This is a genomic window from Fusibacter ferrireducens (genome assembly GCF_015352425.1).
Classification (GTDB): Bacteria; Bacillota; Clostridia; order Peptostreptococcales; family Acidaminobacteraceae; genus Fusibacter_A; species Fusibacter_A ferrireducens.
Map to the genome: position 1 here is coordinate 276,487 of NZ_JADKNH010000005.1, position 13,326 is coordinate 289,812.

7 protein-coding genes are annotated in these 13,326 nt (G+C 37.2%); 6 read left to right on the forward strand and 1 reads right to left on the reverse strand.

Annotation, left to right across the window (positions count from 1 at the left end; all coding sequences use genetic code 11):
- Positions 1-23: 23 nt before the first annotated feature.
- Positions 24-920 (reverse strand): nitroreductase family protein, encoded by an 897-nt coding sequence (locus ISU02_RS10100; protein WP_194701702.1) that lies wholly within the window; start codon positions 918-920, stop codon positions 24-26.
- A gap of 204 nt (positions 921-1,124) precedes the next feature.
- Between ISU02_RS10100 and ISU02_RS10105 the strand changes: the two genes are divergently transcribed.
- The 6 genes from ISU02_RS10105 to ISU02_RS10130 all read left to right on the forward strand — a co-directional run bounded on the left by ISU02_RS10105 (position 1,125) and on the right by ISU02_RS10130 (position 13,323).
- Positions 1,125-4,088 carry a ligand-binding sensor domain-containing protein gene (locus ISU02_RS10105; RefSeq protein ID WP_194701703.1) on the forward strand — a complete coding sequence of 988 codons (2,964 nt, stop codon included), beginning with the start codon at positions 1,125-1,127 and terminating at the stop codon, positions 4,086-4,088.
- Positions 4,089-4,114: 26 nt separating this feature from the next.
- The gene (locus tag ISU02_RS10110; RefSeq protein ID WP_194701704.1) at positions 4,115-4,693 is read left to right on the forward strand and encodes a hypothetical protein; all 579 of its coding nucleotides are present in this window, start codon (positions 4,115-4,117) and stop codon (positions 4,691-4,693) included.
- A 172-nt stretch (positions 4,694-4,865) separates the two neighbouring features.
- Positions 4,866-5,744 carry a LysR family transcriptional regulator gene (locus tag ISU02_RS10115; protein ID WP_194701705.1) on the forward strand — a complete coding sequence of 293 codons (879 nt, stop codon included), beginning with the start codon at positions 4,866-4,868 and terminating at the stop codon, positions 5,742-5,744.
- Positions 5,745-5,849: 105 nt separating this feature from the next.
- Positions 5,850-7,262, forward strand: coding sequence for a YfcC family protein (locus tag ISU02_RS10120; RefSeq protein WP_194701706.1), 1,413 nt, complete (start codon positions 5,850-5,852; stop codon positions 7,260-7,262).
- Between the two features lie 22 nt (positions 7,263-7,284).
- Positions 7,285-8,475: an amidohydrolase gene (locus ISU02_RS10125; RefSeq protein WP_194701707.1), complete on the forward strand. Its 1,191-nt coding sequence runs from the start codon at positions 7,285-7,287 to the stop codon at positions 8,473-8,475.
- Between the two features lie 186 nt (positions 8,476-8,661).
- A complete protein-coding gene (locus ISU02_RS10130; RefSeq protein WP_207736253.1) occupies positions 8,662-13,323 on the forward strand; it encodes an EAL domain-containing protein in 4,662 nt (1,553 codons plus the stop codon).
- Positions 13,324-13,326: the final 3 nt, after the last annotated feature.

The following is a 13,326-nucleotide window of genomic DNA, read 5'->3' on the forward strand; positions in this document are numbered from 1 at the left end:
TAAATAGCTGTTGTTTTAAAGTGCTAGAACTTATATTGTCCAACCAGTTTATGATGATCTGGCAAGGTATAGTCTGATTTGAGTGCATCTATATGCCAGCTGCCTCTGATACCTGAATCGTGTAGGCCCACTTCAAAATAGAACATGGCGATACCGGCATCAATACCTTGAATAAATGGTGAAAGATCATCCGAATGATCCATGATGAGATCTATATGATCATTGCAAATCACAAAGTACCAAGGCTGACGGTTACCATATGAGGGTGCAAGGCGCATATAAAAAAGTGCTTCATGGAAACCTCTGATTTCGAGTTCTTCTATTTCTGGAATGTTGCCCCACTCGTTTAAAAAAGCGAGTTCTGTTATGGATTTTCTCGAACTTACAGGACCTTTGCTATGATTGGGATTGATATTGGGATAGCCCAAATCTGTCAGTGAAGAGAGACTGTTGTTCTGGGATGCTGCATAGATTTCGCCACCTTGAAATTCTTTTTTGGCATAACCCACAGCAATTAATGCCACTGCTTTTTTAGGTGTATCTATGGACAGAATTTGCTTGAGTTGATTGCTATCTCTCACTTCAAGCCAACATGAGCCAATGTCTTTTTTAAGAGCGTTGAGAATAAACCACTCGCCAACATACCCTGCCATGTTGAGGCTGAAATCATCTGGATGGCTAAAAATTGCGTAATAATGAGGTGCCACGATCATCTTGCCATAATAGCCAGAGACCGTTTCAAGCTGTGGTGCCAAGTCGAAACCATTTTCCACAAATCTAATTTCAAGGCTTGATGCGTTTGAAATAGAGGGTTTCTCTAGCAGCAAATTGCTCAAATATTGCAGTAATTCATTGGATAAATTTTTATGCTTATATTCTCTAACGGAATATCTTTTTTCAGCGAGTTTTAAAGATTTCATCTTTTTGCCTCCTATCAATCAATTCAATAAAAATGGAACTAGTGTATTACACATTTACCCTAATTGTGAAACCCTCAATCGAAAGAGTTGTGAAATAGAGCTTATGAATTTTTTGAACGCAACAAAGTTTCGTAGAAATATTGAGAATGAACCGGTCCTATTGGGGTATAAAAGGCTTATATTGCGGTAAAGGGAGAATAGCATATGAAGAGAAAAGTATTTGTTTTCATGTTGGTACTAATAGTACTTTTAAGTCAAAATAATGTATTTTTCACAGATACTTTTTTTGAAGAAGATAGGATGCCTAACTTTGAAGGGATCGGAAGAGATCAAGGCTTAAAGGATTTATCTGTGTCCAGTATTGTTCAGGATAAAAACGGATTTATTTGGTTTGGGACGCAGGGTGGCCTTTTTAGGTATAATGGGAAGGATTCCGTTGGCTATCGGAATAATCCGTTTGATACGAAAGGGCTTATTCACAACCTAATCCAAACGATGTTTTATGATGAAGTAAAACATGAGATTTGGCTGGGAACGTATCAGGGCATTTCAAAATTAGATATCGAAAACAAAGAATTTACAAATTATACCGTTGAAGACCATGGCTTGTCGAATAATGTGGTGGTGGCAATTGGAAAAGATAAAGATGATGTCTTTTGGTTTGGTACCATGGATGGGCTCAATAAATTCGATTCAGAAACGGGGAAGTTTATTACCTATCCGGTGGCAGGCAAAGTGGTTAGAAGCATTTTTTTGGATTCTAGAGATCGGCTTTTGGTGGGCACTTACGAAGGCCTTTTTTATTATGATGAAGTAAAAGATCAATTGACTAAAGCTGAAATGAGTTATCCTTCCAGCTATGTCATGAGCATTAAAGAGTTCGACCAAGGGACGCTTTCATTAGGACTATGGGATGGTGGCGTATTAGAGGTGGATTTAGATTTTAACTTTATAAGACATCATAATTTTCAAGACAACCGCGTCTATGCGATAGAAAAGACAGAGGATCAAACCCTTTGGGTAGGCACTTGGGGCGGGGGCTTGTTCAGTGAGAAAGACGATCGGATTTATCATTTCCCTGGAACAGGCAAACAAGGTGATATTGGACATTCTGTGGTCTATGCCATGACTCAAGATCAATCGGGCATCCTCTGGATAGGCACCAACGGTAACGGTGTGTATAAGACCAACCCCAGAAAGATCAATTATCTTGAATTTTCAAATGATCCAGATGATCCGACGACATTAGATGCTGGTAAGATCAACACGATTTATAAGGATTCAAAGGATCGATTGTGGATTGCAGTTTACAATAAAGGCCTTAATCTGTATGATGAAACTACGGCTAGCATGATCAAGTATAATAGTTTTAATACAGATTCAAGGCGGCTAGAAAACGATCAAATTATGAAAATAATTGAGTACAATGGGGCACTTTTAGTTGCATCGGGAACGGGCATTGAGCGCTATAATGCAGAAATAGATAGCTTTATTGAGACCAGTATAGTGCCTAAGGGAACGATTACGTATGCGCTTAATGTAGATGCGCAAAATCATTTATGGGTGGGCACCTATTTAGATGGCGTCTATGAGTATGATCAAGATTTCAATGAAATCAATCATTTTAATGTGGACAGCACCTCGAATAAATTAACCGATAATTTAGTCTATAGTATTGTAAATGATAAAAAGGGACATATTTGGATTGGAACAAATAATGGGCTAAATGTTTATAATCCTAAAGAAAATGTGATGAAGTACTATTTTAAAAAGGAGGGTGATCACTCGGCACTTGCAAGTAATACCGTGCGAGCCATTTTTGAAGATACAGTAGGAAATATTTGGATTGGAATGGTTGGCGGCGGCATCTCTAGATATCTAGAAGAGACGGATACCTTTAAAAGTTTTACAGAGATGAATGGCCTTATTGACAATACAGCGATAAGCATAAAAGCGTCTAATGATGGACGCATTTGGATCGCAACACATAATGGCATTTCTATAATGGATTCGAAAACCGAAAAGATCATTAATTTATCTCTGGCAGATGGTATTGGCGGTTATATGTTTACTGGAGACGGTTTTGTTGATCGTGCGGGGTATCTCTATTTCGGAGGAACGCATGGCATTACAAAGTTTTCGCCAGTAACTGAAATTGTAAGCGATAAGATGCCTCCTGTTTACATTACGAATATTTCCATTTACAATACACCTATAGATGAATCTATAGAAATTTTCAATAACCACAATTATGTGTTAAAATCAAACGAAAACTACATCAGTTTTGATTTTAACGCATTAGATTATGAAACGTTATCGCAAATTCAGTACAGTTATAAATTATCTGGTGTGGATGAAGATTGGGTTGAAAGCGGTGACCGGAGCTATGCTTCGTATTCTAATTTAAAATTTGGAAATTATCAATTTTCTGTGAGGGTAAAAACGATTCAAGGGGAGTATACAGAACCGGAAATTGTGACTTTTACAATAGAGCGGCCGTGGTATAATACCCTATATGCTTATATACTCTATACAGCCATGTTCCTATTTTTATTGTTTAGCATTTATAAAATTAAAGAAAATCAAATGATTTCAGTTCGCAATATGGAACTTGCGAGACTTAATGATAAACTTGAAGAAGCAAATAGCGAACTTGAAAAAGTGTCCATAAAGGATGCGTTAACGGGTATTTACAATAGACGATACTTTAACATGGTTTTGAAAGATTATTTGGAACTTGCAAAGAGGAGTAATAATTACATCTCTCTTTTGATGATTGATGTGGATGATTTTAAAAAAATTAATGATGAATACGGTCATATCTTTGGGGACTATTTTTTAATGGCATTTGCAAAGCAAATCCAAGAGATTATACCGAGGAGTACAGATTTTTGTGCAAGATTTGGTGGAGATGAGTTTGCCGTGGTTTTAAATGATACGGATCAGGAAGGCGCAAAAATCGTTGCGGATAAACTTTTTGAATCGGTTCATAGAATCAACGTAGAATTTCAAGGTAAAACAGTTGTTGTAAAACCGCTTGTCTGTATAGGTGTGTACTCGCTAAAGCCAGAAGAGTATGTCAGCATGGATGCGTTTATATCAAGTGCTGATGAAGCACTTTATGAAGCTAAAAGAACGGGTAAAAATAAGATTGTAATAAAGGTCTAAGATCAAAAAATAGAAATGGAGCACAAGTGTTAAGACGTGATCAAGTAAAAACTCAAATCGATTATCAAGCGATATTTAACAGGGCATATCAGCTTATGAATGAACCCATAATAGAAGGCAACTGTGGTGAACTTTGCGGGTATCACTGTTGCAGGCGTCAAGAAAGAACAGGTGAGAGGCTTGGCATGTACCTTTTACCGCTTGAATTTGAGTACATGCAAAGAGGCAAGGCCGTGGATTATGAAGTTCACAGCTGTCAAATCTATGATATGCCACCTAAAATAAAGAAGTTGTATTATATTTTTTGTCACGAGTCAGAAGGTTGTCTTAGAGATTTAAGACCGGTGCAGTGCAGAACTTATCCTTTTGAGCCTCATCTAGACGAGAATGGATTCTCGCTTGTTATTGAGAAGGACCAAATTCACGCATGCCCACTATTAAATCGGATTCCAGAGTGGCGTCAGGCGTTTATAGAGGGCGTATATAAGGGCTGGTTAGAACTGATGAAGATTCCAATTATCAAATACCATATCTTATATTTTTCCCTTGAAAGAAATGAAATGGAGAATATCAACAGACGCTATACGGATAGAGGATGGGAATAGTTAAAGAGCAAGTAGACCTGTGAGAAAAGGGTCGCTTGCTCTTTAAATTTGTGTTTTATTTAAAGTGTAGTATAATTATCAGCAAAACAAATTATCAGCGAAACAGCAATGTATTCGTTTTCAATGCGTCTATAAGCCAAATTTATTGCAACATCTATTTGAGGGGGATTACATGGATTCGAGAGATTGGCAAATACTCAAATTAATTGATGAAGAAAAAAGTCTTTCTAAGACAGCTCAAAGGTTGTATATATCCCAACCTGCGCTGACTTATAGGCTCAATAAATTAGAAAAAGAATTTAATACGCCATTGCTCAATAGGTATTCAAACGGGGTTACTTTCACACCGCAAGGTGAAATCATTCTAAAGTATGCTATAGAAATGACAGTGCGGATGGATCAGCTCAAAAAAGAGGTACTAAAAGTTTCAGAGACGATTTCAGGAAGTGTTCGAATCGGTGTGAGTACTGTATATGCAAAGTATAGACTTGCGCACATTTTAAAGGAATACACGGAACACTTTCCAGACGTGGAGGTCGTTTTAAAAACAGGATCAAGCACTTTAGAGCTACCCAATATGTTGAAGCAGGGTGAAGTTGATCTCATTGTCAAGCGCGGTGACCTGGACTGGTCGGAATGCAAACATGTGATCTTTGAAGAACCCAAAGGCATTATAACGTCTAAGCTCATTTGTTTTGAAACACTTTTATCAGAGCCTTGGATTCAAGATCGTTCTTCTGCTATTACGGAATCAGATAAATTATTATTTGAATGGTGGATGGAAAAATACCATGTGGTGCCAAATCCAAAAGTGATCGAGGTGAATTCGATAGAGGCCTGCATGGAATTAATATCTCAAGGATTGGGGTGGACATTTTTACCTAAAATACACGTGAAAAATAGAAAAAATCTGTTCTTCTATCCTTTGGTTTGGGAAAGTGGCGTGCCCATTATACAGCCTACTATACTCTTGTACAAAGAAGAGGCGATTGAGAACTTAGCAGTTAAGAAATTTATAGAATATATATTAATGGATTGTGATGAGCTATAAATAATTTTTATCGCTAAGGTATAGAATATTAGTATTTCTCCCTTGAAAAATGAAGTGCTAGAATACAGACAAAGCGTTAAGCTTTATAAAAAAGGGGGAATCCATATGAGTCCGAAAGGATCGGAGAAAAAGAAAATTTTTAAAGTACCACATACCTTTGTCATCATTTTATTCATCATCTTATTTGCGGTTGTATTGACGTGGGTTGTACCAGCAGGAGAATTTGAACGATTTAAGAACGATCAAGGCATCAATGTCATTAATCCAGAGACATTTAGTTTTTCAGAAAAAACGCCTGTAAGCCTCTTTAGAATTCCAACTTTTATCGTGGAAGGCCTTTCTAAATCTGTGAATTTGTTTTTCCTGATTATTCTATCAGGAGGCGCATTTAATGTTATTGTAACAAGTGGTGCTTTACAAGGTGCCATCGGCAAGATTGCGCGTAAATTTTCACATAAAGAGTCTATTTTTATCCCCATACTCACTTTGACTTTTGGGCTGATCTGTACGACTCAAGGGGTCAATATGTTTATTGGATTTGCACCTGTAATGGTTATGATTGCAAGGGCCATGGGATTTGATTCCATCGTGGGGGTCGCCATCATTTTGCTTGGTGGCGCAGTTGGATTTTCAACTGGAACATTGAACCCCAGTACGACGATTGTAGCTCAAAAAATTGGTGAATTACCACTGTATTCAGGCATAGAGTATAGAGCTTTTTCGTTTGTGATCTATATGATCGTAACAAATCTCTTTTTAATTCGATATGCAAAATCCGTTCGTAAAACGCCTACTTTAAGTCCGATGTATGAACTCGATCAAAGTGACAGTTTATCCGACAACATGAATTTGGATAATATGGGGCATATGGATACAAGAAAGTGGCTTGTAATCCTATCGTTAGTAGGTGCATTAGCTGTGATTGTATATGGTGGCATCCGACTCGATTGGGGACTCACAGAGAGTTCCGCTGCGTTCTTGTGGTTGGGCATCATTGCTGGGATTGCCGCTGGATATGGACCGAGTAAGATCGCAAATTGCTTTGTTGATGGCGCAAAAAAAATGGTGTCGGCGGCACTTATCATAGGGATGGCAAAAACAGTTTCTGGTGTTTTAAGTGCAGGACATATCATCGATACAATCGTATTTGGGTTGGGCAATGCCTTAAATATGGTCCCGGCATTTATGCAGGGCGCCGCGATGTATATTGCGAACAATTTTATCAATGCCTTTGTAACATCGGGTAGTGGCCAAGCGGCAGCAACAATGCCGATTATCATGCCCTTAGCGGATATGGTGGGCATCACGAGACAGACGGCAGTGTTAGCTTTCAACTTTGGAGATGGTTTTAGTAACTATGTACTGCCAACCTCCACAGCACTAATGGGGATTTTAAGTGCGGCTAATATTCCGTATGATCGCTGGATGAAATTTATGTGGAAGATGTTTTTAGTTTGGGTTGCAACAGGTTGTGTGCTCGTATTTGTTGCTCAAATGATCAATTTAGGACCTATGTGAATAAAGTAAATGGAGACAGCTAATGAATAACAGTGATAAAGAAAAATTATTTACATCAATCGACTCTATATCCGATGAATTGTTGACGATGGCGGATTACATCTTTGACCATCCTGAATTGGCCTTTGAAGAATACAAGGCAATGACTCTACTGACGGATTATTTAGAAAAAGAAGGCTTTCATGTGGAGAGAGGATTGGGCTCGCTTGATACGGCTTTTAGAGCGACTTACGGGAAAGCGATTGAAGGCAAGCGTATTGGACTACTCTGTGAATATGACGCACTTGCAGGTATGGGGCACGGTTGTGCTCATCATATGCAAGGTCCTAGCATCGTAGGAGCGGCAAAAGCTATAAAAGAATATATTTTAGATGCAGATACCTATCAACTTGTGATTTATGGCACACCTGGAGAAGAAGGTGGCGGAGGAAAAATCACCATGCTAGAGGAAGGTTGTTTTAAGGATATAGATGTGGCCTTGATGATGCATGGTGGACCTGCAACTCAAACGGATATAAGATCTCTTGCGGCTGCCAGTGTCAAAGTGACTTACCATGGGAAAAGTGCACATGCTGCTCTTAAGCCAGAGACTGGCAGAAGTGCACTGGATGCATTGCTACTCACATTTCATGGTGTTGAATTTCTAAGGGAACACGTACTTGAAGATACGCGCATGCATTATACAGTGGCAGATGCAGGTGGGCCCAACAATGTAGTGCCTGCAAAAGCCGTTGGGACTTTTAGCCTGCGGTCTTATAATTCTTTTTATCTAAGCGATCTTTTAGAGCGGTTTAAGAGAATTGTTCAAGGTGCATCTCTTATGACGGACACACAGTATGAAATCGAACTTGAAAAAAATTTAGAGAGCAAAATTCCTGTACTTACACTTAATGATTGTCTCATGTCCAACGCAGAACTTTCAAAAGCGCCATGTATTAGAGGTGCAAGAGAAAAAACGGGTTCTACAGATTTTGGCAATGTGATGTATCAAATACCTGGCGCTTGTATTAGAGTCGCTTTTGTGGATGAAAATGTCTCTTCGCATTCAAAAGAATTTTTGGATGATGGTAAAACAGAGCGTGGTCATAATGCTGTGGTGCAGGCGACGAAGATCATTGCAGGAACGGCTTACGACCTAATTACTTCTGAGACCCTCATTTCAGATATAAAGCAAGAATTTAAAATTCAAAAATCCAAAATGGCATCTTATTAAAAGAGATCTGAAAAAACCAGCCCTTTATTCAATGAAGGTGCTGGTTTTTTAGGAATTACGGCATGCGTGCTGAAGTCCCATAATTAAAGTCCCATAAAAGAATTTAGGATGTTTGAAATGTAAGAGTACATGAGAAGATAGTGGGTATTAATCGAATACACGTTACATAGATTAGAGGTGCTCATAATGAAAAAAATCCATTTATTATACAGGACTGTAAGTGTTTTATTGCTGGTAATCTCATTTGTAGTTTTCAAGCTTTCCCCATATATGTATTATGGCGTTTTCTTGGATGTTTTCATTCCAATTGCGCTTATTGTACTCAGTGTCTATGAACTTATCTTAATACAGGATAGAAGATTAAATTTGTCAAAAATTTTACAGCTTATGATGCTCTTTACTCTACTCTTTTCAAGTTTTCAGCATATTCAAAAGCATTTCTTTTACATAGGCATTTCAGATGTGGCAGATTCAACGTTTTTGATAGGTGAATTTATCATTATGGTTCTCATCTTAATCTTTGATAACGAGGAATCTGTGAAAATTACGCCTGAAAGGATGATCCTTTTCTGTGTTGCAGTGACACTTGTATTTGTTTTTGATTTCTGGACGGATTTCCAGATTAATTTGAATCATTCATCTGGGGTATTGATTATTGTCTCAAAAGAATTAGAAGTGTTTGCTTTTACTGCTCTTTTTGTCTTTTCGCTCTATAGAGGTTTTAAGCATAAAGGCAAGAACTATATATTGGAACGCGGTCTTATATCCGCTATGCTGCTGTCGGCAGTGTTGATGCTCTACTCACCTATTTTTGAGAACAACTTAGACATTAAAAACCTACTCTTTTTTATGAAATGGATAGCCTATCTTTTGATTATTGATCTGGTGCTCTCCAATTTAAAGAAGGACTTGAGACTTGCCAATGAATCTTATATGTTGGACTACTTTAAGGCCTTTATGAAGAATATTAACGCCTTCATCCTTGTTCAAAAAAACGAAAACGGGCAATATGTTATCAAAAATTTGAATTCCAAGGCCCAAAGGTTATTACAGTTAAAAAGGGAAGGCATCGAAAATTTTGTCTTTGAAGACTTTATCCATATGGATACTCAAATTGCCAGTGAGTTAAATGAGGCAGGGACTTATTTACTCTTAGATCAAAGCGTGAAACGCGTGGATCAATCTGTATTCTATGCAGATATTCAAATTCAAACTATTGTCAAGTATGAAATCATGTTCAGCATTGTAGATATACGTGATATTACCAAACGAAAAGAAATTTTTAAAAACATTGCCATAAGAGAATCTGTATTTAGCAATGCAGTGGAAGCCATTATGATTGTAGATGATCATGGTTTGATCATTGATGTCAATCCGAGTTTTGAAAAGACTTATGGTTATACTCGGTTTGAATGTATAGGCAATAGACCTAATTTTATTAAGTCAGGGATTTTAGATCCTAAATTTTATGATCAGATGCAATTTGAAATTCAAAATAAGGGATATTATCAAGGCGAGTTTATTAATAGAACTAAATCGGGCGAACTTGTGACAATTCGACAGAGTATATCCAGACTGTATTTAGAAGAAACAAATGAAATATACTACGTGTCCATTGCCACTGACATTAGTGAAAAGAAGAGAGCGGATGAGACGATTTTTGATCTTGCCTATAAGGATAATGTAAGTAAGATTTTTAATCGGATGTATTTGCTTCAAAACGAACATCTATATTCGTATCAAGTGGCGATGCTGGTGACGATAACGGATTATAAACTGCTCATGGGCTACTTTGATAAAGAATTCTTAGATTTGCTGATGAGTATCATTGTGAGGAAGCTTGAATCGCTTGTGGAAGAAGGCAATTTATTCCAATGGAGCGAAAATCAAATTGTCATTTTAATTCGAACGGCGAAAACAACACAATCGGATTTCAAAAAAAATACAATTGATCCTCTGTATCAAGAACTGATCAAAAATGTCACTGTTCAAAGTCATCAAATTCATCCAGATATTACAGTAACATGGATTCGCTCAAAGGTAACTAATCAAGATATGCAGAAAGACTTGCACTACTTGGATGCAACTTTGACTTATGCAATTAAGAAAAAGGTGAAGTTGTTAGAGTATAGTGAAGCCCTTGAAGGTGAGTTTGAAAGAACAAAACAGATTGAAATCTTGCTTAAGGATGCAATATTAAATAACGAATTATTTGTATTATATCAACCCATTGTTGATATTCATGAGAATTGCATCAAAGGTTTTGAAGCTTTAGTCAGATGGCAGAGTCCAACTCTGGGCATTGTGCATCCAGCTGAATTTATTGGTATCGCAGAAGGCAATCAAGCCATATTAAATGTAGGGTTCTTTGTGGCTAATAAAGCTATAAAATTGTTGTCTGAGATTCAAGAGGCAATGCCTGATGTTTTTATGGCGATTAATGTTTCCGTAGTTCAGCTGATGAATCAACATTTTTTCGAGCAAATCAACAATTTGCTCAATCGGCACAATATATCTCCTAATCAGGTATCTATTGAAATTACAGAATCACAAGATTTTTATAATCTTTTTAATGTCCACAGTAACTTGACGCAATTTAGAGAGGCTGGCTATTTGATTTCCATAGACGATTTTGGAACAGGTTTTTCGTCATTATCTCGAATTAACAATATAAATCCAAATTATATAAAAATGGACAAAGCTTTTTTTGACGATATTGGGACTTCTATACAGTCGACTCTTTTAACGAATGGCATCATTGCCTTTACAGATCAAATTGGATTAAATGTCATAGCAGAAGGTATTGAGACTGTAGAACAACTCATCTATTTAAAAAATAAAAATATCAGATATATACAAGGCTTCTTGTTTAGTTATCCCATCAGTGATATTCAAGTAAAAGCACTTACTGAATCTCCACTTGAAATTGAAAGCTTGTTCTCAGAAGAATTCAACGAAGATTTAAAATTGCTTCAGAAATTTGATAACAATATCGTCAACGATCACATGAAGTTAAAAGATTTGAGTTTTATAGAATTTGACGATACACTTAAGATACTGAGTTGTAGCCGATCCTTTATGGAGCTTGTGGGATATGATTTTGAGCAGATTGTCAATCAACCGATAACGAAGTTTTTTACATTAAACGATAGAGATGAATGGGAGGATTTATTCACCAGAACAACTCATGCTTTTATGTGCCATGTTGAGACCTCGCTTGGAAAAGAAATCAGTGTCATGGTGAACAGTAGAGTTGAATTTGATGAGGCGTGTGATGACGTTAAGATTTACTGTTTGTTAAAGGATCTTTCAGATCAAGCCAATGTGATTCAACAGTTTTTACTTGAGCAGGAATCGTTTATAAAGTTCTTTGAGTATTCGCCGCTTCCAAGTATTGTTTGGGAAGAGGATTTTAAAATAATTGTGGCAAATGAGCAAGCCTATGATTTCTTTAAAAGTCCAGAAAAGACAAAGGAAAGCCTCGATTTGAAAAATGTTTTAAATGAAGATACCTTTAAGGATTTCAGCTATTATTACAATCGATTGTTTGCAGGATATGCTCAAGAATTTATGATATCGGTTGTCGATGATAATGATATACTGCGTGAAACGTTATGGCATAGTGCACCTTTGTTTGACAACAACGGAGAGGTCAAACAAGTGCTCACAATTATACAAGATTTAACAGAACTGAATAGACAAACTGAAATTTCTAGAATATTGAGCGACGCGGCAGATTTATCAGATCGTTTAATTATTTATACAAATGATGTCTATGAAATTCTCTATGCAAATCAAAAGACGATTGAGTTGTTTGGTCTGTTAGAGTATGGTTACAACGTTTACTCTTTGAGGGAGATGGACATTAAGCTGATCGATCAGAAAAGCGCCAGCATTGATATGGATTCATTGGGTCACGAGTCATGGTCGGGTATCGCTCAACTCAAGGATATTAACGGCAATATTCGCATTTATGATGCTTTGAGAGATGGTTCTTATTACAACGATCCTAAGCTTGTCAAAGGCTATCTGTTTACTTTTAAGGATAAACAGGAAGATTTTAAGGACCATCAAGAAGTAGAACAGCTCAGAAGAGCCCTCCAAGAGCAAGATCGTCTGGTATCTGTTGGCAAACTCATCGCAGGTATTGCTCATGAAATCAACAATCCATTAAGCTATTTATTGAGTAATACTCAGTTTCTTCTTGAAACCGAAGAACTTTTAGAGAAGGCACTTGGGAGTGACTCTGATCTATTTGAAGATCTTAAAGACGTTTTTAACAGCTACAGAGAAGGGTTAAACGTGATTAGAACCATCGTTTCTGATCTCAAGAGCTATTCGCGCAAAGAAGATGAGACGGAAAAATTGGATTGTGATATTAACGCATTAATCAGTCAGACACTTCGAATTGCGCATAATGAAATTAAGTATACCAGTTTGGCGAAGCTGAATTTGGATGAGCAACTGCCTTTTGTAAAGGGAAATGATTCAAAGCTTCAACAAGTGTTTTTAAATTTGATCATCAATGCAAACCATGCAATTGTTGCACGCTATGAAAATGGTATGGGTGAGATCTGTATTGAAACGAGATCGACTGACTCTGAGGTAATCTGCACAATTGAAGACAACGGTATTGGTATGAATGATGAAGTCAAAGCACACATATTTGAAGCCTTCTATACAACCAAGGAGAAGGGCATTGGAACGGGGCTAGGACTCTCTGTTTCCAAGGAAATCGTAGAAGAATTCCATAAGGGTGAATTAAGTGTGGAAAGTACCGTTGGCGTGGGCACCAAATTTACAATCAAACTGCCAATCGCAAAATTAGATTCAACAGAGACCTTATAGATT

What these genes read in the sequence shown, in the direction of transcription:
- ISU02_RS10100 (WP_194701702.1), bottom strand. Translation starts at nt 920, where the DNA reads ATGAAATCTTTAAAACTCGCTGAAAAAAGATATTCCGTTAGAGAATAT.
- ISU02_RS10120 (WP_194701706.1), top strand. Translation starts at nt 5,850, where the DNA reads ATGAGTCCGAAAGGATCGGAGAAAAAGAAAATTTTTAAAGTACCACAT.
- ISU02_RS10125 (WP_194701707.1), top strand. Translation starts at nt 7,285, where the DNA reads ATGAATAACAGTGATAAAGAAAAATTATTTACATCAATCGACTCTATA.
- ISU02_RS10105 (WP_194701703.1), top strand. Translation starts at nt 1,125, where the DNA reads ATGAAGAGAAAAGTATTTGTTTTCATGTTGGTACTAATAGTACTTTTA.
- ISU02_RS10130 (WP_207736253.1), top strand. Translation starts at nt 8,662, where the DNA reads ATGAAAAAAATCCATTTATTATACAGGACTGTAAGTGTTTTATTGCTG.
- ISU02_RS10115 (WP_194701705.1), top strand. Translation starts at nt 4,866, where the DNA reads ATGGATTCGAGAGATTGGCAAATACTCAAATTAATTGATGAAGAAAAA.